At 43.8% G+C, this 22,076-nt stretch carries 26 protein-coding genes and 2 riboswitches; of the genes, 9 read left to right on the top strand and 17 right to left on the bottom strand.

The window, feature by feature from the left end:
- Positions 1-198: 198 nt before the first annotated feature.
- Complete coding sequence (locus AF333_RS05055) at positions 199-453, bottom strand: hypothetical protein (RefSeq protein ID WP_043064979.1); 255 nt, start codon at positions 451-453, stop codon at positions 199-201.
- A 115-nt stretch (positions 454-568) separates the two neighbouring features.
- Between AF333_RS05055 and AF333_RS05050 the strand changes: the two genes are divergently transcribed.
- The 3 genes from AF333_RS05050 to AF333_RS05040 all read left to right on the top strand — a co-directional run bounded on the left by AF333_RS05050 (position 569) and on the right by AF333_RS05040 (position 2,678).
- Positions 569-799, top strand: a complete 231-nt coding sequence (locus AF333_RS05050) for a helix-turn-helix domain-containing protein (protein WP_043064980.1) — start codon at positions 569-571, stop codon at positions 797-799.
- A gap of 107 nt (positions 800-906) precedes the next feature.
- Positions 907-1,977: a hypothetical protein gene (locus AF333_RS05045; protein ID WP_043064981.1), complete on the top strand. Its 1,071-nt coding sequence runs from the start codon at positions 907-909 to the stop codon at positions 1,975-1,977.
- Between the two features lie 122 nt (positions 1,978-2,099).
- Entirely contained in the window at positions 2,100-2,678 is a 579-nt protein-coding gene (locus AF333_RS05040; protein ID WP_043064982.1) for a hypothetical protein, read from the top strand.
- Positions 2,679-2,747: 69 nt separating this feature from the next.
- Here the strand turns inward: AF333_RS05040 and AF333_RS05035 are convergent, their stop codons facing one another.
- A complete protein-coding gene (locus AF333_RS05035; RefSeq protein WP_043064983.1) occupies positions 2,748-2,930 on the bottom strand; it encodes a hypothetical protein in 183 nt (60 codons plus the stop codon).
- A 37-nt stretch (positions 2,931-2,967) separates the two neighbouring features.
- Positions 2,968-3,114, bottom strand: a complete 147-nt coding sequence (locus AF333_RS33455) for an AbrB/MazE/SpoVT family DNA-binding domain-containing protein (RefSeq protein ID WP_158502345.1) — start codon at positions 3,112-3,114, stop codon at positions 2,968-2,970.
- A 156-nt stretch (positions 3,115-3,270) separates the two neighbouring features.
- Here AF333_RS33455 and AF333_RS05030 point away from each other — a divergent pair, with 156 nt between their 5' ends.
- On the top strand, positions 3,271-3,507 hold the full coding sequence (locus AF333_RS05030; RefSeq protein WP_043064984.1) for a hypothetical protein: 237 nt from the start codon (positions 3,271-3,273) through the stop codon (positions 3,505-3,507).
- A 1,107-nt stretch (positions 3,508-4,614) separates the two neighbouring features.
- Here AF333_RS05030 and AF333_RS05025 read toward each other — a convergent pair.
- From AF333_RS05025 to erpA, 3 genes are all read right to left on the bottom strand, one after another.
- Positions 4,615-5,436, bottom strand: a complete 822-nt coding sequence (locus tag AF333_RS05025; RefSeq protein ID WP_043064985.1) for a MarR family transcriptional regulator — start codon at positions 5,434-5,436, stop codon at positions 4,615-4,617.
- A 203-nt stretch (positions 5,437-5,639) separates the two neighbouring features.
- Positions 5,640-6,680: a tyrosine-type recombinase/integrase gene (locus tag AF333_RS05020; RefSeq protein WP_043064986.1), complete on the bottom strand. Its 1,041-nt coding sequence runs from the start codon at positions 6,678-6,680 to the stop codon at positions 5,640-5,642.
- Positions 6,681-6,920: 240 nt separating this feature from the next.
- On the bottom strand, positions 6,921-7,274 hold the full coding sequence (gene erpA, locus AF333_RS05015) for an iron-sulfur cluster insertion protein ErpA (protein WP_043064987.1): 354 nt from the start codon (positions 7,272-7,274) through the stop codon (positions 6,921-6,923).
- Between the two features lie 357 nt (positions 7,275-7,631).
- On the opposite strand from erpA, the gene mqnE reads away from it, so the two are divergent.
- Complete coding sequence (gene mqnE / locus AF333_RS05010) at positions 7,632-8,738, top strand: aminofutalosine synthase MqnE (protein WP_043064988.1); 1,107 nt, start codon at positions 7,632-7,634, stop codon at positions 8,736-8,738.
- An 89-nt stretch (positions 8,739-8,827) separates the two neighbouring features.
- Here mqnE and AF333_RS05005 read toward each other — a convergent pair whose 3' ends face one another.
- The 5 genes from AF333_RS05005 to AF333_RS04985 all read right to left on the bottom strand — a co-directional run bounded on the left by AF333_RS05005 (position 8,828) and on the right by AF333_RS04985 (position 12,187).
- Positions 8,828-9,346, bottom strand: a complete 519-nt coding sequence (locus AF333_RS05005) for a DoxX family protein (protein WP_043064989.1) — start codon at positions 9,344-9,346, stop codon at positions 8,828-8,830.
- A gap of 198 nt (positions 9,347-9,544) precedes the next feature.
- On the bottom strand, positions 9,545-9,808 hold the full coding sequence (locus AF333_RS05000) for a YuzB family protein (RefSeq protein ID WP_043064990.1): 264 nt from the start codon (positions 9,806-9,808) through the stop codon (positions 9,545-9,547).
- A 6-nt stretch (positions 9,809-9,814) separates the two neighbouring features.
- Complete coding sequence (locus AF333_RS04995; RefSeq protein ID WP_043064991.1) at positions 9,815-10,114, bottom strand: YuzD family protein; 300 nt, start codon at positions 10,112-10,114, stop codon at positions 9,815-9,817.
- Positions 10,115-10,126: 12 nt separating this feature from the next.
- Positions 10,127-11,260, bottom strand: coding sequence for a bifunctional cystathionine gamma-lyase/homocysteine desulfhydrase (locus AF333_RS04990; RefSeq protein WP_043064992.1), 1,134 nt, complete (start codon positions 11,258-11,260; stop codon positions 10,127-10,129).
- 3 nt (positions 11,261-11,263) lie between these two features.
- Positions 11,264-12,187: a PLP-dependent cysteine synthase family protein gene (locus AF333_RS04985; RefSeq protein WP_043064993.1), complete on the bottom strand. Its 924-nt coding sequence runs from the start codon at positions 12,185-12,187 to the stop codon at positions 11,264-11,266.
- Between the two features lie 195 nt (positions 12,188-12,382).
- Between AF333_RS04985 and AF333_RS04980 the strand changes: the two genes are divergently transcribed.
- Positions 12,383-12,631: a NifU family protein gene (locus tag AF333_RS04980; RefSeq protein WP_173585723.1), complete on the top strand. Its 249-nt coding sequence runs from the start codon at positions 12,383-12,385 to the stop codon at positions 12,629-12,631.
- A 52-nt stretch (positions 12,632-12,683) separates the two neighbouring features.
- On the opposite strand, the gene AF333_RS04975 is transcribed toward AF333_RS04980, so the two are convergent.
- Positions 12,684-13,559: a LysR family transcriptional regulator gene (locus tag AF333_RS04975; RefSeq protein WP_043064995.1), complete on the bottom strand. Its 876-nt coding sequence runs from the start codon at positions 13,557-13,559 to the stop codon at positions 12,684-12,686.
- Positions 13,560-13,669: 110 nt separating this feature from the next.
- Here AF333_RS04975 and AF333_RS04970 point away from each other — a divergent pair, with 110 nt between their 5' ends.
- Complete coding sequence (locus AF333_RS04970; protein ID WP_235355838.1) at positions 13,670-14,914, top strand: MFS transporter; 1,245 nt, start codon at positions 13,670-13,672, stop codon at positions 14,912-14,914.
- 75 nt (positions 14,915-14,989) lie between these two features.
- Here the strand turns inward: AF333_RS04970 and AF333_RS04965 are convergent, their stop codons facing one another.
- Positions 14,990-15,472: an NUDIX domain-containing protein gene (locus AF333_RS04965; RefSeq protein WP_043064997.1), complete on the bottom strand. Its 483-nt coding sequence runs from the start codon at positions 15,470-15,472 to the stop codon at positions 14,990-14,992.
- 107 nt (positions 15,473-15,579) lie between these two features.
- Between AF333_RS04965 and AF333_RS04960 the strand changes: the two genes are divergently transcribed.
- Positions 15,580-16,365, top strand: a complete 786-nt coding sequence (locus tag AF333_RS04960) for an SDR family oxidoreductase (protein WP_043064998.1) — start codon at positions 15,580-15,582, stop codon at positions 16,363-16,365.
- A 31-nt stretch (positions 16,366-16,396) separates the two neighbouring features.
- On the top strand, positions 16,397-16,912 hold the full coding sequence (locus AF333_RS04955) for a phosphatidylglycerophosphatase A family protein (RefSeq protein WP_407638630.1): 516 nt from the start codon (positions 16,397-16,399) through the stop codon (positions 16,910-16,912).
- A gap of 111 nt (positions 16,913-17,023) precedes the next feature.
- On the opposite strand, the gene AF333_RS04950 is transcribed toward AF333_RS04955, so the two are convergent.
- The 4 genes from AF333_RS04950 to AF333_RS04935 form a co-directional block, all read right to left on the bottom strand.
- The gene (locus AF333_RS04950; protein ID WP_043064999.1) at positions 17,024-17,815 is read right to left on the bottom strand and encodes a TIGR01457 family HAD-type hydrolase; all 792 of its coding nucleotides are present in this window, start codon (positions 17,813-17,815) and stop codon (positions 17,024-17,026) included.
- A 68-nt stretch (positions 17,816-17,883) separates the two neighbouring features.
- The gene (locus AF333_RS04945; protein WP_043065000.1) at positions 17,884-18,873 is read right to left on the bottom strand and encodes an ABC transporter permease; all 990 of its coding nucleotides are present in this window, start codon (positions 18,871-18,873) and stop codon (positions 17,884-17,886) included.
- Positions 18,860-20,383: a sugar ABC transporter ATP-binding protein gene (locus AF333_RS04940; RefSeq protein WP_043065001.1), complete on the bottom strand. Its 1,524-nt coding sequence runs from the start codon at positions 20,381-20,383 to the stop codon at positions 18,860-18,862. Before AF333_RS04940 ends, AF333_RS04945 begins: the two co-directional genes overlap by 14 nt.
- Before the next feature lie 71 nt (positions 20,384-20,454).
- Positions 20,455-21,534 (bottom strand): sugar ABC transporter substrate-binding protein, encoded by a 1,080-nt coding sequence (locus AF333_RS04935; RefSeq protein ID WP_043065002.1) that lies wholly within the window; start codon positions 21,532-21,534, stop codon positions 20,455-20,457.
- Between the two features lie 92 nt (positions 21,535-21,626).
- Positions 21,627-21,735, bottom strand: a riboswitch (SAM riboswitch).
- Positions 21,736-21,812: 77 nt separating this feature from the next.
- Positions 21,813-21,921, bottom strand: a riboswitch (SAM riboswitch).
- Positions 21,922-22,076 lie beyond the last annotated feature (155 nt).

The following is a 22,076-nucleotide window of genomic DNA, read 5'->3' as shown; positions in this document are numbered from 1 at the left end:
AACCTCCTAATTTCTTATCTGCTCTCGAACGGAAAAACTATCCGGATTCTACGAAAATTTCTCAAATAATTTTGATAAAAATGAAACTTGCACACTTCCTTTCCGTATTAGATAAATGGAAACAAAAAGCAGCTACGCGCCAACGCAACTGCTTTACCCTCTGTTTCCCCACAACCTTTTTCGTCTACGCCTAGTCGATTACGCCAATAACCGGCTGGGCAATTCTTCTATAATTGAACCACATTCCATAACATATATTTCTCCGGTAACACTTACAAATACCCCATTCCATTCTTCATCTCCTACAAAAACACCATGAGTAACTGATGGTGGGTGATAAGAATTCGCTGAACTTTCGAAGAAATCCCGAATAAAACTTTCATATAACGGCATTACTTCGTCTTTTGTACAAACAACATCTTCTACCAAATAGGCGTCGGTAATAACTCTCATACTGAAACCTCCCTTATAGTAAAAACGTAATTGTTTTCACATTAATATTGTACGCTTATGCGTACATATAATCAATACTTTATATCTTATACTATGATTAAAGGGGTGTATGATCGTGGCTAAAAGAGTTGTTATTAAAATTGAAGAAATTTCCAAAAATCATGGTAATCTTTCTTTATCGGAGTTATCAGACTTAACCGGAGTACGGCGCGCTACATTAAGTGAATTGACGAACGGAAAGAGGAAGCGTATAGAATTTTCGCACATTGAACGAATTGCGGAGGCTTTAAAAATCGAGGACATACGTGAAATTATTGATTTTATCGATAGTCATGAAAGAAACTAAAAATCGACTAGCTTCAACATCTATTTTTTACATTTTAATACAAGGGATTTAGACATCTATTATAGAAGTAATTTGTTTATAGAAATAGGAGGGGGAGGACTAATTTTATGAAAGAAGAAAAGCAGGCTTTTGTTATAATGCCAATCGGTGCAGGAGAAGATTTTAATAGGTGGCAAACCATTTATAAAACATTAATTAGAAATGCAGTAGAGCAGTCAGGATATGAATATAGATGTATTAGAGCTGATGAAATTGGAAAGCCGGGTAGTATTATCAAAGATATTTTAAGACGTATCTACAATAGCGATATAGTTATAGCTGATTTAACAGATCAGAATCCAAATGTATTTTATGAATTAGGAGTTAGACATTCGCTAAAAAACAACACTATATTAATTGCACAAGATACTAAGTTTATCCCTTTTGATTTAAAAAACTACAGAACTATAATTTATAGTCCAACTTTAGAAGGGCAAGAATCGTTTAAACATGACATGATAAAGGCACTTACTAGTATCGAAGAAAATCCAGAAACAATTGATAGTCCGGTTATAGAATTATTACCAGAACTTATAAAACACGAAAAGGATGATCAAATTACATTTCTAAAAGAAAAAATTAAACGTTTAAAAATACAGAAAGGTGAATCACAACTAGGAAAAAATTCATTTTCTCAAAATATACAATACATTTTAGAATTAAAAAATTATCGACCTCTAAACAATCAAGATCTTATCTATGATTTAGTAGAGGAAAAAGAGGTATATATTTCTGATATTTCTCTTTCCCCATTCCATTTATATTACACACCTTACGATGAAGTTATTTTAGATAAATGTGATAATCTATACATGATTGCTGAGCTTACACCTATGCATAATGCAACTAATTTCACTAAAGAAATAGTAATGATATTAAACAGAATAAAATTAAAAATAGCGAAGATAGCCATTAACTTTATTGTCATTATTCCTGGAAAACTACGTGAGGAAAGCTTAGAAGAATTGAATAAATGGTTTGATAAACAGGTAGAAAGGTATGGCATTAAAACCCAAACATACACTCTTCAAATATGGGATGAAGATATGATTCAAGGAATTGAGAAGAGTTTAGGATTAATGACTGAAGAAGTAAAGTTATCTACTTTAATATATGATGACGATAACCTTCCTTTTTAACATTGCAATATAAGGCCGTCCGTTAATTGGGCGGTCTTTTTCGTTGTGCAAAGGAAATAGCGAAATTCTACCGAATATATTTACGTATAGGAAAATAATAACACACGAAAGGAGTGACCGTTATGAAACGTCTAGTACCTGCGATGTGCGCCGCAGCATTAACGCTATCTATTCCAGTAGCAGCGAGCGCATCGAGCACTAAAGACGTGTATAGCGATCTTATGAACGGTCCAAATTGGGTTTTCGAAGGACCTTCGTATGAACCACCAGCTAATCCGTTCCTGGATAATGCGCCAAACTACGAAGATTGGGCGAGAGAGCAGACGAAGAAAGATGAGGAACCGTTTGATTTCGACAATGCACCGAGTGTATTCGATCCATCACGAGTTATCGAAGTAGACGAAGATGAGCCGGTCTATCACGAACCAACGTATGTTGACCGCGAATATATCGTCGTTGCGGTAAATCCGAAGCTAAAGCGGTATATGGTTAAAAGCGTTGTACCTACGGTTGTTAAAATGAAACAAAACGTTATATTTACGCAGGATTGGGTGGTTACGGAACAACCGTTGAAGATGGGCGACCGTGTGTGGTTAACGTTTGACGAGAATGAATCGGATGGTATCGATTCGGACCGCAAAGACGGACTCGTGTATGTGACGCCACAATCGGAAGTATTATTGCCGTTAATGGAAGAATAACCGAGAAAAGCTCTCTATCAAAATATGATTCTACTATAGATATCTGACGTAAGATAGAGAGCTACCACTCTAAAAAATAAAAACACATCCTTTACCAAATACAAAGAAAAATACGATCAGAACAACGATAAGTACCCAGAACTCCCCTCTATCGTAAAATTGCCGTTTATCCTTACGTTCCTCTTCTTCTAGTTCTCGCTGAACCATTTCGTTGTATTTCTCCATCTTACTCTTTTTATTTTCCGGTTCCATACGTTCTCACCCTTTACTTTTACAATTATAAATTCGATTAATGAAGCGGAACGGGCCGTAGAATCAATCGCCCTTCTTCATCGATGTGTATGTCAAATGTGTTTCCGCCTAATAGCTCGGTAAACTCATGAGGGATAATAACGCGACCATCTTCGGTTACTTGAACCACTTTCTTTTCACTCATAACTATCGCCTCCCTTTTTTGTTATATTTCTCCACATAAAAGATAATACCTTCCTAAAAATGTAAATAAAAACATCTAATTAACTGGAAATATGTCATATTACTCCGGATAAAAATCCATAATATATATGAAGTTAATTTAAAGTAGGTGTTTATTTTGGATAATACAAAGGTGCGCGAATTTCTTCGCAGTAAAAATTGGCTTGATATTGACAATGATTCAAGATACATAAACGTAATGCATCCTTATACCGTTTTGCTCTCTGAAGAGGAAGGGCAGATATCTTTACGAGGAAACACAGGAAGCGATAACGGGCAAAACGGGGAAGAAATATTTAGCTTTCATTCACTTAAAGAACTACAAATATGGTTTGAAGATAACATCGGGGAATAGAGCAAAAATGGTATTATACTTAACGGAGCAAGTCGCCTTTAAAAAAGACGTCTTTCTTCGTTCAACACCCGAATGTTTAAAAGTTGCGCGGATTTTTCAGGTACCAGGCGAAGGGATTTCGAAGGGATACCTTTGGGGGCCGAGTTAGAAAAATTGTACGCTAATTGCGGACAGCAGTTGCAGTATATTTCGTACACGGCCTGGGAGCATTCCCTTTAATTCAAATTTACATCATTACTTATACATTTATCGCATACTTATACCGAATAAAGTTTACATAATGTAAAAACTCGGACGTTTTCGACATTCAAAAGAAAACCGTGTAATCCAGTCATAGCAAGCGATACGCCCTATTATCGCAGAAAGACGAATTTTTCTCGTTTATGCATACTTTTAAACATCGTAGTCATGACGCGGGTTTCAGCGTTTCTCATCGAAAGTTTACCGTAGGCAAAATGCATAAAATTAAGTTAGCGTTACATACGTAAGCCCCCAAAGTTTCGGAAGCCTCGTCCGGTCCGAGCGCTCTGCGGATGAAACGCTAAAATAGTCGGACACAATCGGCTATCTAATCGGAACAAACCGGAAAGTTTTTCGACCAATGTCCGTCGGATATCGCTAGCGGAAATATGACGGAATGTGCAACGCTATGCAGTCGTTAAATAACGTCTACCCCTAGTGGTATCAATGACTCCAGCGATTCATCCTGCATTGTCATACGCTTAACACGCATCCATAACGATAACTATACGCCCCACTCGCCCACTGTTCCGATCCATTCCGTAGGAATGTCCGATATTGCCCGACTATCCTAACGTAGTCAATAGCGTCGGAACACCGTCTATAACCAGCATAACGTGACAACTGACGCAAATTTAAGAAAAACAGACGTAGCTTCTATAGTCCATCACCTCAATAACGACTAGAAACGATTCTTTCCCTAAAGCTCATACGTACGCTAACGCCAGCATATCGTTCTAATATCCGCTAACTTTACGAAATGAACTCCGTTGAAATAGCACTTTAGCGACACTACTTCGGTACTCTTACGCCACCTTTTACAAAACTAACATGTCACCACAGTGATTTAGCCCGGATTTTACGGCACTATATCGCATCTTCTAGCCAATTATACGGTACATAAGCGGCCGTTTCCCGTTGCTTCCTTTCGCGTTCCTGGCGCTCTTTCTCACGCTGGACATACTTCACCCGTTCTCGATTCGTTTCATCCCGTAGTGTAGCGTAGAAATATGCCGAAAGTGATGTGACACGGGCCATAGTACCATTGCTTATGCGGCTAATAACGGCCAATAGAGCGTTGCTAATAGCACTAGCTGTCGCACGTATCCCTTCGCAACGTAACGCCAGTGAGCGGGCTGTATCGTCGTTAAATCCGTACTCTTGCGCTGTTTCGTATATCTCCGCTTGGAAGACATTAAACTGCATAGTATTTTTGTTCTCTACCGGTATTTCTTTGCGCGCGGACGTGTTGTAATTATTATCATCATCGTCTTGTTTTTTATCACCGTAAGTAATACTAAAATCATTAATACTTGCCGCTACTTCACCGGAAACGGCGTTATCGGATACGGTAGAAACAGCGATATCCTCGCTCTCACTAGCGCACTCTATTGCTTGTCCACCTTCGTATACGAAATACGTATAACCAGCGAAACGACCGTTCTCACGACGACGCTCACGCGTAATATAACCGGCTGCAATAAGCTCATTAACGTACTTGGCCGCGGTATCCTTGTTAATATGTAATTCCTTGGCGATTGCCTCGATAAAGAAACGCCATGTCTCCGGCTTCGACAACATATAGCCTAACGTAAGCCTAGCGCCTACTGACAAGCCTTCTAGCGTCCATAAATCGTTAGATACTTTCGAGTATCCTTTCGTTTTCTTAACGCGGAATATCGTTTGCATTCCGTTCCCCTCCGTTTGTATGCACGGAAGAAAAAGCGATACCACTTCGAAAAAAGGCAATACTTAATAAACCTTGCATTATCGAATTTTTTTCGATAAAATAAGGGTAACAGGATAAGTACTCAGACGTTAGCGCGTCTGTATTTTCGGAGTAGTCCGCTGTTGGCGCAGCGGGCTTTTTCTTTTTGTGTGGATTTTTATTTTTATCTGGTAGTCCGATTATCTACAAATTTGTTGACTGGTGAAAAACTGTCGTGACCTTTCCGGATATCCTCCGTGTCCATCTGAATATAACGTCGCATAGTTCGGATATCAGACCATCCGCCCATCTTCTGCAACGTAAACGCATCACAACCGTTAAGCACCATATTCTTCGCCCATGTATGGCGATAGACATGCGCTGTCATCTTCTTGCCATCAATCCCTGCTTTTTGTCCATAATACTTTAATCGTTTGTTAAACTGATTAGCTCCCAACGGCTCTCCATAGCATGACAGGAATATTCTATCCGTTGAAAAATGCTGCTTATTTTCGTTAACTAACTGTAATAAAAGCTTTATGGATTGAGGAGAAATCGGCACAATCCGAGGACGTCTATTCTTGCTGTCTTCCCTACTCACTGTTATAAATCGAGTTTGAAAGTCGATATTTTCGGCTCGAAGTCTTAACATTTCGGTTATACGTAACCCACTATCAAGCATTAAAATAATAGCGACATAATCTCGAAACCCGACATAGTCTCTTCTGTTTGGTTGTTGTAGAATCGCTTTTACCTCTTCATCTGTAAGACAATTCGTTAAATCAATATCCTGACGAATGAGTTTAACGCTTCGCATCGGATTAACTTCAATTAACTGCTCGCGTTCTAATTGATTGAATACCGCTTTCAATGTACGCAACCGAATGTTTATCGTTGTATCCGATAGACCAACTCGTTGTTGCTCTGCGTTAATGTACTTATGTCCGTCATAACGTCTTGCATCGTATTTCATATAGTTAATATGGTCACGAAATACTTGCGGTGTTAATTCGTCTACATACTCAACTTCGTAATTATCGTTTAACCAACTAACAAAGTATCCCCATTGTTGTCGGTAGTCGAATAACGTTCGTTCTCGTAGCCCTTCCGCTGTTTTTGTTGAAATAACTAGATCAATCGCTTGGTCAAGTGTTAACTGTGGGTAATTTACTTTATCCAAAATTTTACCCACGGGTGTGCGTCGTTGTTTCTTTTTTAACGCCAAAATAAAAACCTCCCGTCTATGGATTCTTTTAGATATCCACAAACAGGAGGCGTTATTAACAATCCTTATTACGCTATTTTACGGTTGTTATTGTTCCTGCGGAGGAACGTTAATCACCGAATATAACGTACTATCCGCAATTCTCCGTAGAAAAGTCTCGTTATGCTAACGAGTAGGCAACGTTCAGATTAACGAAGCCTTCAAACGTCTAAAAACGTTGATATGACGGGCTCTATCCGATTAGCAATCACTTGGTGTACCGGCTTCTTCCTTCGTACGGAACGAAGAGCCACAGCCGCAGGACGCTACCGCATTCGGATTATCAATCGTGAACCCGCCGCCCATCATTGATTCTTTAAAATCAATATTCACACCATCTAGGAAACGGATATCATCTTTGTTAACAACAAGTTTTACACCATGAGCTTCAAACAATACGTCGCCTTCTTGCTCTTCATCATCAAAACCCATACCGTATGAAAAACCACTGCAGCCACCCGGTCTTACACCAAGACGCAGAAATAGTTTATCGTTATCCTCACTGGCAATCATTTCTTTAATCTTCTTGCTCGCATTTTCCGTAAGGTTAATCATTGTGAGTTCCCTCCTTATCGGATTGTAATATGCAATCCGCTCTACTATTAAAGTATACTAGAAATTTCTGTTTGACTCAAGGTTACTCATATTACTATACAAAAATGTTTACTTATATAAAGTAAGAGTTGGCAGCATCCACATCTTGTTGGATTCATAAATTAATTCTATAATGAAAGAATGATTTTGTAATCAGATACTCTAAAAATTATACGCATTCAGAGTAATTTTGGGCATCTATGTGCAAGTATTCACAACCATAGCAATTTGAATATGCTGGCCATGCACCAGTCAAACGTGACACTCTGTATAACGTATTGCGTGTGTTGTATTAGTCTTACCTGAGGGGGAAAAAACATGAGTGTATTTACTAAACCATTCGTTCAGGATGAAGCGCTACTGCCAATTATCGAAAAAGTGGAAGCCGGCGAACGCCTGACGCTTGAAGACGGCTTAGCACTATACAATTCCAATGATTTGATGACCATTGGACAAATGGCAAACCAGGTCAATCTGCGTAAAAACGGAAACAATGTATATTTTATCGAGAACATGTACATCAATCCTACTAATGTGTGTGAAGCCCACTGCAAGTTCTGTGGTTTCCGCCGTGATCCGGGCGAAGAAGGCGCCTACACAATGAATGAAGAAGAATTGCTTGCCTACGTCGCGAAGGGCTATACTCCTTCCATGCGTGAATTCCATATCGTTGGCGGTCATAACCATACCGTATCGTTCGATTATTACCTTGACACCGTCCGTACGTTGAAAAAGCACTACCCAGACGTTACAATCAAAGCGTATACAGGTGCGGAAATCGTATTCTTCGCTCAGATGACAGGCATGACTGAAGAAGAAGTGCTGAAAGAATTAATCAAGGCCGGCCTTGGTACGCTTCCGGGCGGCGGCGCAGAAATTCTAACAGAAGATTACCGCCTGAAGATGAGTCCGGAAAAAGCGAGCACAGATGAATGGTTGAACGTACACCGCATCGCGCATAAGCTCGGCTTGAAAACGCATGCGACCATGCTGTACGGCTCAATCGAAAAGCTGGAAGAGCGCCTTATCCATATGATTCGCCTGCGTGAGCTACAGGACGAAACGAACGGATTTATGGTGTTCATCCCGCTCGCGGTTCAACCTAAAAAAGCGACCGCTTCAATTAAACGCCGTACATCCGCATTTGACGATATGAAAACAATGGCAATTAGCCGCCTAATGCTCGACAACTTCCCGCATATTAAAGCCTATTTCATTAATATCGGCACACAACTAACCCAGATGGCACTTTCTTTCGGTTCATCCGATGTGCACGGTACACTGGTTGAAGAACGTATCAGTCATGCAGCGGGCGCGCTGACCCAATCTGCGCTAACGCGTGATGAATTGATTTGGCTTGTCAAAGGTGCCGGCAAACAGCCAATTGAACGTGATACATTCTATAATATTATAAAAGAATACTAATTGAATAAAAAAACAAAACACCAGCAAACGTTTCATTATTTGCTGGTGTTTTCATTATTCTCCAAGCAATACAGCCAGGTCTGCTTCGTTTATGAGGCTCTATTCTTGCCGTTATAAACGGCTATTTGATGTTCGCGATGAAACCATTTATCTAACAAAGGAAGTATATAAACATCCAGGCCATAACGCCCTGCATTACGCCCGGCTACTAGCAAGAAAATAGTGAACAGAACCATCTGAGGATTGATACTTGTCGTTCCGCTAAACAGAAAGGCGAAATTCATCGTAATCCCCATCAGACCCGCAAACGTAGTGAATATTCCTGCAATCAGTGCAATTCCTACAAGAAATTCTCCCCAAGGAATTAGAATATCAAACCATGTGGAACTTGGAAGCGCGAATCCTTCAATAAAATTTGCCCACCAGCTCTGTACAGCTGGATGATCACCTGTTGCTTTTCCTAGGGCACCTTTCAGAAATCCTTCACTTTTGAAGCCGCCTGTAATCTTCCCCCAGCCCGAGGTCACCCATGTATAACCCAGCCATACACGCAGCACCATCAATATGCCTGCAGATAACTTACTTTCTCTAAGCCATCCGACTACCATAACTATTCCTCTCCTTCTCAGAAACTCGCCTGTTGTCGATTTCTTGGGTGGTTTAACCAGCCTCATCTGTATTGTACAACTTTTCCTGTTATTCCGCCTTTAATTGTGAATAAATTCACATATCAGACATAAAAAAATGACCGGAAGGTGACGAAAGTATTACTTTTCATACTTTTCTCCCATTCCGGTCAATCATGCCTAAAAACCAAGCTCACGCCAAGCTTCGTCTTCAGCTCTGACTTTTTCAATATATGTTCTGATTGCCGTAAGCAAATCCTGTGCATCTTCGCCAACAATGAGCCTGCCGTTTACCAGCGCATACGGCTGAACGAAGCATTGGCCACAGTTTCCAAGGCAACCATATTCCAGTACATCGACTTCGTTTTCTTCTTCTAGAATTTTCTTCACCGTTTCAGAGCCAAGCGACAAATTGCTCACGCAAAACTCAACCATAGGTCGCATGATGAATCATCCTAACTTTATGTTTTCAATCGCCTGTTGGATATCCTTAAGCTTAGGGTTTCCTTCTCCGATCACTTTACCATTTAATACAACGAGCGGATACCAGAATTCTTCAGCATGGATACGAGCCGCAAAATCCGCCTCTATCCCTTCGAGCGGGCTATCAATATCAATATAGCGAACAGCGATATGGGCACCGTATTTTCTCGTAAGGGCCGCTTCCAGCCATTCTGCTGTGTCCTTGGCGGACGGAAGATTTACACAGCTTGCACACAACTGCTCCGCTCCGAAAACTAAAATCTCCATGCTTACATCCCCTTATGCGAGAGCCTGTTCCAGTTCCTCAATCAAATCCTCTACATCTTCGATACCTACAGAGATGCGAATAAGACCATCCGTAATGCCAAGTTCCGCGCGGCGTTCGGCAGGAATGGACGCATGTGTCATCTGCGCCGGAACAGATATTAAGCTCTCTACCGCACCCAGGCTTTCAGCAAGTGTAAAAATTTTGGCCCGTGACAATACTTGTTCTGCACGCTCCCGGCTTCCGACGTCAAATGAAATCATACCGCCGAAGCCGCGTGCTTGCTTGGCCGCAATATCATGTCCGGGATGATTTGTAAGGCCCGGATAATATACTTTTTCAATATCTTCACGACGGGAAAGCCATTCCGCAATACGCTTAGTATTAGCTTCATGCTCCTCCATCCGGACTCCCAACGTCTTCATACCGCGCAGAAGATAATATGAATCCTGTGGTCCGAGCACTGCTCCTACGGAGTTTTGTACGAAATGCATACGCTCGCCTAATTCTTCGTCTTTTACAATGACGAGGCCCGCTACTACGTCACTGTGCCCGCCTAGATATTTTGTCGCGCTATGGAACACGATATCCGCGCCTAATTCCAGCGGATTTTGCCAGTATGGTGTCATGAATGTATTATCAACAACGAGCAGAAGCCCTTTTTCTTTTGTTATTTCTGCTACTGCGGCAATATCTGTAACTTTTAACAAAGGATTGCTCGGCGACTCCAGCATGACTGCTTTCGTGTTCGGTCGGATAGCGGCAGCAATCGCTTCAACATCTCCGGTGTTCACAAATGTCACTTCCACGCCAAAACGGTTAAATACCTTGTTTAGCACTCGATACGTACCACCATACACATCATCGCCTACGACGAAATGATCGCCCGCATCAAACATCATGACAATAGTGGACAACGCAGCCATCCCAGAAGCAAATGCAAAACCACGTACACCACCCTCAATGTCGGCAATGTACTCCTCCACCGCGTGGCGAGTCGGATTGCCTGTTCGGGAATATTCGTATCCTTTGTGCTTACCTACACCTTCCTGTTTATACGTGCTGACCTGATAAATTGGAACGTTTACGGCACCTGTTAACGGATCGCCATCTACTCCACCATGAATTAGCTTTGTTTTCATTCTCATCGCTTATATCCCTCCCTGATAAATTTTCTTGCTAAGATACCGCTCACTGCCATCAGCAAAAAGAGTGACAATGTTAGTTCCCGGTTTTGCCTGTTGTGCTTCTTTCATTGCAGCGTGCATCGCAGCACCAGCGGAGCTGCCTACCAGCATACCTTCTTTTGCAGCCAGTTCTTTCACCCAGTGGAACGAGTCTACATCATCTATTGTATGAATAGCATTGAAGTAGCTTGGATCCATAAACTCTGGCAGAAATTCCATCCCAATACCTTCCGTTTTATGCGGGCCCGGTTCGCCCCCATTTAAAATCGATCCTTCCGGTTCAACAATAACGGTCTTGATATTCGGGTTCTGCTCTTTCAGATAACGAGCCGCTCCCATAAACGTACCACCTGAACCGGCTCCTGCCACAAATACATCTACCTTCCCGTCCATCTGGCTCCAGATTTCTGGACCGGTCGTCTTATAATGTGCGGCCGGATTAGCCGGATTACCAAACTGCTGCGGGCAGAAAGAGCCTTCAATTTCCTGCTCAAGCTGCTTTGCTTTCTCAATGGCGCCTTTAATCCCCTTCTCGGTTGGTGTATTTACTACTTCAGCACCAAGTGCTCGCATGAGATCCTGCTTCTCAAGCGAGAATTTTTCGGGCACGACAAAAATAACCCGGTATCCCGTACCTACCGCAGCCAACGCTATCCCAATCCCCGTATTACCAGCTGTCGGTTCGATAATCGTGCCGCCCGGCTTTAGTACGCCGCGCTCTTCCGCATCGCGGATGAGTTCGATTCCCAAGCGATCTTTGACGCTACCACCGGGATTTAAGTATTCTAACTTCGCGAATAAACGTACGCCCTTCGGCAACTCAAAAGAAGTAATCTCTACGATGGGCGTATTGCCAATGAGTTCTTTTATATTGTTATAAACCTGCATAACGTTCTTCCTTTCGACGCAGAATGAATATGTCTTATGAGCCATCATATTATAACACATTTTATAGGAGTATTATAACCAAGTAAACCACTTTATTTTTAAGGTTATAAAACACTCCAAAACATACAAACTGGTAAAAACCATAGATTTCTCAACAAAAGGGTAATATAATATTAGTATGTTCGAAAGGAGTGAATGAACCTTATGGCAGACACAAAAAAATTGGAAGAAGTCCAAGAGGTTTTAGATAAACTGCGTCCGTTCCTGCAACGCGACGGTGGAGATTGCGAACTAGTTGACGTAACAGATGAAGGCGTGGTTCAGCTTCGCCTGCACGGTGCATGCGGTAGCTGCCCAAGCTCAACAATTACGCTGAAAGCGGGTATTGAGCGCGCCCTTATCGAAGAAGTTGAAGGCATTACCGAAGTACAACAAGTATTCTAATTCACAATAAAACCGGAAGCCCTTAGGCTTCCGGTTTTTGTATGCTAACTTTTCACGAATCCATTCTATCCATCATGAAAGATAAAAACGCCTGGTTCGCCTTAGACAAATAAGCGTTTTTATTCCATGCTATACCAAGCTTCAAATATACCGGAGGATCAAGGGAGACAGGTACAAGATGCGTATCATCCACGATAACCATACGCAAAAAAAGCGTTACTCCAAGCTGTTTGGCGACCAACGACTTAATTAGCGAAATCTGGTTCGTCTCGAATGTAACGTTCAACGGCAATCCCGACATCCTGCTTGCTCGAGCAGTAATTTCCCGTTGAAAATAGCCTTCCTTAAACAATACAAGCGATTCTTGCGTCAACTCTTCATACGATACGGCACTCCGTCCGGCAAACGGATGAGAATCAGGTACACACACGACCATCTCTTCTTTAAGAAACGGTAAGACCTCCACTCCATCCTCCACATCATCCTCTAGCACGACCCCCATGTCGATTTCTCCATCTATAAGCATCTGCCGGATTTTCACCGTGCCTTGTTCATATACCGTAATCTGCAAATCGGGGTACTTCTTTTTAAAATCAATAATCAAACCTGGAAAATAATAGGAGCCAACCATCGACGGCAAACCGATGCGAACCTCACCCTTTTTTAAGCCGCTCAATTCTTCCATCTCCGCCTTCGCGTGGGCCAGTTGATCGAGTATTGATTCCGCGTGCTTCAATAGCGCCTCTCCTTCCGCCGTTAACGAAACTTTACGCTCTGAACGGTTAAATAGGATAAGCCCTACTTCCTCCTCAAGCTTTTTGATGCTTTTACTAATCGCCGGTTGCGCTACCAACAATTGTTCTGCAGCCTTCGTAAAACTTTTATGTCTAGCTACCTCTGCGAAAAACTCCAATTGTCGAATATCCATATCGCATCTCCATAACTAATAGTTATTATAATGATGAAAATAATATATTTTATTCATTTATAACTGCATGCTACGATAAAAGCAAGAAAACTTTATCACGCAGAAAGAAGATGATTCAAGTGATTGAAGCGGGCACAAAACCTTTTTGGAGAGCGTCATTGGCGCTCAGCATTGCATCGTTTCTTGTATTTGCCAACATTTATTTTCCACAGCCATTGCTGCCGGTATTTACAGAGGAATTCCATCTCTCCCCAATTATATCGAGCCTATCGGTGTCGTTAACGATTTTCACATTAGCAATTTCCCTTTTATTATACGGCCCTTTATCTGATGCAATCGGTCGGAAAAACATTATGTTTATTACCATGTTATGCGTAACGATTTTGACAGCGTTCATCGCATGGGTCCCAGGATTCAAGACACTTCTTGTCCTTCGTATATTGCAGGGATTTTTCTTGGCCGGGCTCCCAGCGATTGCCGTCGCTTATATTGGCGAAGAGTTCAGCTCCAAGGCGCTCACTGTCGCGATCGGCATCTATATTAGCGGCAATACGATAGGCGGCTTATCCGGTCGTCTCATCAGTGGATTCGCCACCGATTGGATCGGTTGGCATGGCGCGTTCATTATTATGGGAGGCATCAGCCTACTATGCCTCATCGCCTTCACCTGGCTGCTACCACGCTCGAAACATTTTGAGCCGAAGCCGCTTGACTGGAAAACAGCCACCAGCAACTTCTACCGCCATTTGAAAAACCGTACACTGCTTTACGCGTATCTAATCGGGGGGCTGTTGTTCTTCGTATTCATAGGGGAATACAATTACATTACGTATTTGCTTCAAGGAAAACCTTATAACTTGCCTACCTCTGTCGTTAGTATGCTGTTTCTCACATATCTAGCCGGTACTGTAAGTTCTACATTATCCGGTCGGGCGGCACGCTTCATTCCACAGGCATGGTGTGTTGGAATCGGTATCGCCCTCATGGCACTTGGCACTCTCGCTACGTTAATGCATAGCTTATGGATGGTTGGTGCAGGTTTACTACTAACAAGTTTCGGCTTCTTTTTTGCACACTCTGCAGCCAGCTCATGGGTGAGCCGTCATGCTACATTCGCCAAAGCGAGTGCCTCCAGTCTATATTTATTGTCGTATTATCTGGGCGGTAGCATGGGAAGCTTCTTCCTCGGCTTTTTCTACAAGTGGGCGGGATGGAATGGCGTCGTGCTCGGTTCGCTGCTCGTGCTTGTGCTTACAGGCTGGTACGCTTGGAGGATGCATTGCATCGAACACCGTGAACACCTTCGGGAACAAGTAGTCGCCCGGCGAAAAGGCCGACATGCATTGCATGTTTAGCCGTTTTACACGAAACAGAAAAAAGCGGACGCCCGTATTCGGATGTCCGCTTTCTCTATGGACTGCATGCTGTACTTACCCTCTCCGCTCCGCTAAGTAAGCCTGGCAAAGCGGAAAAATATTGTCCTGGATAAAGGGACTCATTCCGGGGGCAAAGCGCGAAAGTGACACGGGAAACACTCCACGCTCCAGTGTTTCAAAACCGGTGGGAATTTGTTCCCACTTCACTACTTTTCCAACATAAATATTTTTCACCGCCTGTTCTTCGCCCGATCCGCTATCAATTACATACTGCCCTATCCACTCTAACTTCCCTGCTTTCACACCCGTTTCTTCAAACAACTCCCGGTGCGCTGCTTCTTCCGGCTTCTCTCCCGGTTCCACTTTGCCACCCGGCACTTCCCACCCTCTTTTTCTGTGACACGTCAGTACAATCTCTTGTTCTTCTTCATCTGCAAATGCCCACACAAGCACATGTTTTGCATTTGGTAGAAATCGGCTACGCTCAAATGTTAGAGAAATAAATTGTCCTTGCGGGTCATAAAAATAATATATCATTCCCTCACACCACACTTTCCGACTTTCAATACTTTCTTTCGTTAATAACCTTAATATACAATTAAATAAAGGCTAATCAAACATTCCAAGCAGGAAGGGATGGTTTTTTGAAACGCAATCGTACGGCTCTGATTACAGGAAGTGCAAAAGGACTTGGCGTCCGTATCGCCCATGAACTCGCTGCCCAAGGCATCGATATTGCGCTCAATTACCGAACAAGCAAAAGCGATGCAGACAAGTTGCAGCAAGAACTTGTCCGACAATACGGAGTGAATGTACTGCCGTTGCAAGGAGATGTCAGTCGTCCCATGGATGCGGAAGCGATTATCGAGACAGTCGCCTCCTCCTGGGGACGACTTGATATTCTGATTTTGAACGCCGGCCCTTACATAAAAGAGCGAAAAAAACTGGCAGACTATACGTTCGAAGAATGGGACCGCATGATCGGAGGCAATCTTTCCAGTGCTTTCTACTTGTGTAAAGCCGCCATTCCGCATATGCGCAAACAAAGACAGGGACGTATTGTCACAGTTGGTTTCGAAAAGGCGCAAACAGCCCCTGGCTGGATGTACCGCTCGGCGTTTGCCGCCGCTAAAACCGGACTCGTCTCATTGACTCGCACCATTGCCCTTGAAGAAGCCGAACATGGCATTACCGCTAACATGGTTTGTCCCGGAGACATTGTGGGAGAAGATAAAGAAAAGCATATTGCCGATGTCCATTCCTTATACGATCCAGATACGCCTGTAGGACGTCCCGGCACTGGAGAAGATATTGCAAGAGCCATCAATTTTTTCTGTAGTGAAGCTTCTGATTTCATTACCGGAACGGTCCTGGAAGTCACCGGCGGCAAAGACGTACTTAATAAATACAAACTAGAGCGGGAACAGTAATGACAATACTCCGTAAAAGGATGCGAAGCTAATGAGCAATATGAATTATGCTGTTCGAGACGAGAAGGTTCGAGAAACCGCCTACCGTTTATTGAAAGAGCGCGGCGTCACTATGGATCACCTTGTGGAGCTTGTCATGTACTTGCAAAAGCCATACTTTTCCGATCTGGCTACAGAAACTTGCATGCATAACATCAAAAAAGTATTGGAAAAGCGTGAAATTCAAAATGCAATTATCACCGGCATCCAGCTCGATATCCTGGCCGAGAAAGGCATGCTAATCGAGCCTTTGCAGGAGATGATGGTACAGGATGAAGGGCTTTACGGCATCGATGAAGTTCTGGCTCTATCCATTGTCAATGTATATGGAAGTATCGGATTTACGAATTATGGCTATGTAGATAAGGTCAAACCTGGTATTTTAAAGGTTCTGAATCAAAAGGAAGGAAACGAGGGTGCTGTACACACCTTTCTCGACGATATCGTAGGCGCCATTGCGGCGGCAGCCTCCAGCCGTCTGGCACATAGCCATTTCGGCACGAAATAAAACTCGCACTCATTGCCACTCGTCCTTTTTCCACAAAGAAGCCAAATGGCTGCTTTCTTATCCATCAAAAAGACTGTCAGGAAAATGGCTCTTCCTGACAGTCTTTTTGTGTTATATCTTCCAATCCGCTAGGCTAGACGCCGTATATGTCGGCTGTACTTCCGCCCTTTCGAGGTCGGTTTCCCGGCTGAAACCACTGTAGACTAGCAGCGTATCGACGCCGCTGCGCCCGCCGGCAGCGATATCAGTCTCCAGATTATCGCCGATAAGCAGCACTTCATCCGCGCGGAGGCCAAGCTTCTCAAGCGCAAGGGCAATAATAGCTTGTTCCGGCTTTCCGACATACAACGGCTCCGTCCGTGTTGCGTATGCGATGGAAGCGGTAAGCGAACCATTACCAGGTACCAACCCCTCTTCTGTAGGAATGGCCCGGTCACAGTTCGTAGATAGAAATTTTGCGCCTCCGTATATGGCAAGCGTCGCTTGCTTCATTTTCTCATAGCTGAACTCACGGTCAATACCAACTACAACATACGAAGCCGGGGCTTTTTCTACGAGTTCATATCCCGCCTCGGAAAGTGCTGTCTTTAACCCTCTCTCCCCGATCGCCAGTACTCTTACCACATCCGTCGTCGTTTCTTTCCGCTCCATTTTCTCAATGGTTTCGGCTACCGCCATACTGGAAGTGAAGAAAGCCTCCGGTACTGCTTCTAGACCCATCTTTTGTAGCTTCTCCGCCAGTTGTTCCGGTGTGAGTGATGAATTGTTCGTCACATACTGATAAGGTATGCCTTTCTTTTTCAATGTTTCAACAAACGCAACTGCTTCTGGGATTACCTCGCCTCCCCGGTAGACAGTTCCATCTAAATCAAGCAAATAGCCTTTGTATGCATGCTCTGCCATCGTATGCCTCCTAACTCCCCATCATGATCTTTATCCATTCTGATCATATCATACAAAGAAAGCGTGCATTATGATTTCCGACGGTGCATATGCAGATAGGTCATGGACAGTGCAAACACCAATACTGCACCTTTAATGATGTCAAATGCGTAGTAAGGAAGATTCAGCATCGTCAATCCGTTCACAAGGATACCAATAAGGAATGCACCCAGGAACGTACCGATGACATTCGGTTTACCTGCCCCAAGCACAGAGAAGCCAACAAATGCAGCCGCAACTGCTTCCATCAGTAATGGCGAGCCTGCATCCACCTGTCCGGAACCAACACGCGCTGTGAAGATAATCCCGGCTAGTGCTGCGAACACGCCAGATAGGACATATGCTATCGTGCGTACTTTATAGATGGAAATCCCGCTCAGCCTTGCTGCTTCTTGATTTCCCCCAGTAATATACAGGAGACGCCCGCCACGCGTATACGTAAGGAAAATGTGAACCGCAACGACAGCAGCTAGCATAATAATGACCGGTACAGGAACCCCAAGCAGCTTTCCCTGACCAATCCACAGAAAGCTTTCGCCTAATACACCTTTAGCCGTGCTTCCATCCGGCATTGGCATGTTATTATATATCGAGAACCCCTGTGTATACGTCTTGTGCAGTCCAGCGACAATGTAGAGCATGCTAAGCGTTGCCAGCAAATCTGGAATACGGATCTTGACAATGAGCCATGCATTGGCCAAGCCGACAAGAGCTCCAAGCAATATCGGTATCAGAATGACCAGAGGAAGTGGCAACTGGTACCATACCATCAACGATGCAGTCACAACCGTCGTCAACGATACGGTAGAACCAACGGACAAGTCAAATCCATCCACAATAAGCGAGAATGTCACACCGATCGCTACCAGCGTCACGATTGAGATATAGCGCAGAATGTCCGTAATATTATCGTACGTCAAAAAATTGGGATTCACGATACTAAAAAATATGATGACAGCAATAATAACGAAAATAGCGCCGTACTTATATGAAAAATCGAGCACTTTATTTTTCTTCATGGCTTTCTCCCCCGCTCGCATACAATAAGATGTTCTCTGATGTAACCTCGTTGCCGGTCAGTTCCCTCACGATTCGCCCGTCGCACATAACGAGCACTCTATCGGATACGCCTATAATTTCGGCGATTTCGCAGGAAAGATATACAATTCCTTTTCCAGCCTGTGCGAGCCTTCCAATAAGCGTAAAAATATCTCGCTTCGCGCCAACATCAACTCCTTTTGTCGGTTCATCGAACAAGAATACATCCGCTTCTGTCGCCAGCCACTTGCCGATGACGACTTTTTGCTGGTTTCCTCCGCTTAAGTATCCGACCTGCTCTTCTTCATCCGGAGTCTTTACCCCCAGGTTACCAATCATGCGCCGGGCGTGTTCTTTCTCTTCATTTCGGCGAATAAATCCACCTGCGGCAAAACGATTAAGAATAGGGAGTGTAAGGTTAGCACGAATGCTTTCATCTACGAGAATTCCCTCCTTGCGCCGCTCTTCCGGTACAAGTACAATCCCGGCACGAACTGCATCCCGCGGCTCACACAGCCGCACCGTCTGCCCTCCAAGCACAACTTCTCCTTCCTCCATCGCATCGGCGCCGAATAAGAGGCGTGACAATTCTGTTTTGCCCGCTCCTACCAATCCAACGATACCGACCACTTCCCCACTACGCACCTGGAAGTCTACTCCGCGAACTTTTGTACCCTGTCGTACGCCACGCACTTCCAGCAATGTTTCCCCGATAGCGGCTTCCGCTTTCGGATATTCTTCCTGAAAGGTTTTGCCAAGCATCGCTTCGACAATATGTGAAATTTGAAGTTCCTCCGTGCTCTTTGTCCATACATGGCATCCATCGCGCATCACCGTAACTCGGTCACACACCGCCATGATTTCCGGCAAGCGGTGCGAGATGAAGATGCAGGCCACACCCTCTGCTTTCAAACGATTCATCACCCGGAACAAACGCTCTGCTTCTTCTAGGCTTAACGGCGCGGTCGGCTCGTCAAAAATGACACACTTGGCTTGCTGAGAAACCGCTCTTGCGATAAGTACGATTTGCTTTTCAGATAGCGTTAAATTCTCCGCTTTCTCACGCACCGGTATCTCATAGCCGATCTCGCACAGGATCGCTTCCGCTTCCTGATACATTGAATTCCATCGCAGCCAGCGTGAGCCCTTTCCTTTCGGCTTGCGATCTAACAAGATGTTTTCACATACAGTCAGTGACGGCACAAGTGCAGTGTCTACTTCTTGATATACGCAATGAATCCCCGCTGCTTTGGCATCGGCCGGACTTTCTATCGTAATCGTCTGTTCGTTTATCCGGATGGCCCCGCCATCTGCCTGGTATGCTCCAGACAATATTTTCATTAAGGTACTTTTTCCTGCACCATTCGCTCCGAGCAACGCATGAATCTCACCGCCTTGTACAGTGAAATCGACATCTTTGAGTGCATGAACTCCCGCAAACGACTTGTTGATATGATGCATGTGCAACTTCACTGCCGTCGGCTGTATCATACGATTCTCCCCCATTCCTCTGCCTATCCAGAAAAATCCCACCGACTTTATCTAGCCGGTGGGACAATGGATTATTTTTTCATCCAATCGGCAATACCTTGCTGGCTGCTGCCCCAATCTTTAATGTGCTTATTCAGCGTATCAGTCGTTACCTTCTCAGCTGGAAGCTCCTCACGTGTTACGAGCACCGACTTCAATTCAACGCTATCCGGCGTTTTGTCGCCGTGAAGCTTCTGATAAGCGTAACGTACCTGTACACGTCCGATATCTTTCGGATCTACTGCCGCAGATGCTACCCACGGTCCTTTCGGATTTTGAATCATCTGTAAGTCTTCATCACTCATATCAATACCATATACTTTAATTTCCGTACGACCGGCCTGTTCAATCGCGCGGGTGGCTCCTTTTGCGAATTCGTCCCAGGCAGCAAATACAGCTGTAATGTCGCCTTTATTCGGATATTTCTTCAATACGGCTTCCATCTGCGCCTGTGTATCCAATGCGGTATTAGCCGTCGCGGAACCAAAAGCGGCTACTTCTTTAATGCCTAAATTGTTTTTCAAAAATTCTTTGTATGCTACCTGACGACGTTCCATGGGAGCAAAGCCAGCCACCCAGATCTTTACGATGTTCGCCTTGCCTCCGTTATCTTTCGCCAACTTTTCAAGAACTGATGTAGCCATCTCCTTGTCACCCTGTTGGAGAACAGTAACACCTGGAACCTTTACATCTGCATCGAAGACAACGACAGGGATGTTTTGTGATACAGCCTTTTTAATGCCATTCTGCAGTGCTGCCGGCGTACCATGGTCAATAAGAATCGCATCGAACTTTTGATTGATGGCCGCATCCAGATTAGCGGTCATGCGACCCAAATCACCATCTGCCGCAAACACAGTTACCTGTCCGCCGAAACGGCCGACTTCTTCTTTTACACCGCTTATATATTGAGCTGAAAATGTTCCGAGGTTTAGCTGCATAACGAGCGCAACACGCTTACCCGCAAGCGGGCCCACGGAATAAAGTTCTTTTTTCTCACTTTTTTGTTCTCCTGCATCTGCGTTTGTATCCTGTGTACCACATGCACTTGACACAACCGCAAGCAGCAGAATAAGGAACGCCGATAAAATAATGTGCATTCTCTTTTTCATTGTAAAAACTCCCCTTTATACTTGTTAATAATTGAAAAGCGCCCCTCTTTACAGCTGAAAGAGAGGCGCTTCGGTTTACCGAATCACATTGCCTCTCATCTCTCAGGATATCTCCTGTAGGAAGTAGCACCTTGCCTGCGCATGCGCAAGCAGGTTGCCGGGCTTCATCGGGCCAGTCCCTCCGCCTTCTCTTGATGAGAATATATGTAATTTTTAAAAACGATATGAATACAAAAAACCTCTTCCGTATCTGAAAGAGGTTGTGCGTTCGTTTCATCACCTTATCTTTCAGAACCGTGTCTGTAGGAAGTAGCACCTTGCTGCGCATATGCAAGCAGGTTGCCGGGCTTCATCGGGCCTAATCCCTCCGCCTTCTCTGGATAAGAATTTTTTAATTTTTTATTGTAATGAAACTAATCATACTCACAATGTAAGCCAGTGTCAATCACTTTTTTCACTCTTCTTAATTAAAACGGGCACAATTAAGAAAAGCTACAACTATTACCTATACACTAAGATTCTAAAATCACGAAATAAACTGT

This window comes from Aneurinibacillus migulanus, from assembly GCF_001274715.1.
In the GTDB taxonomy this organism is placed as follows: Bacteria; Bacillota; Bacilli; order Aneurinibacillales; family Aneurinibacillaceae; genus Aneurinibacillus; species Aneurinibacillus migulanus.
This window is presented reverse-complemented; position numbering and strand designations above follow the sequence as displayed.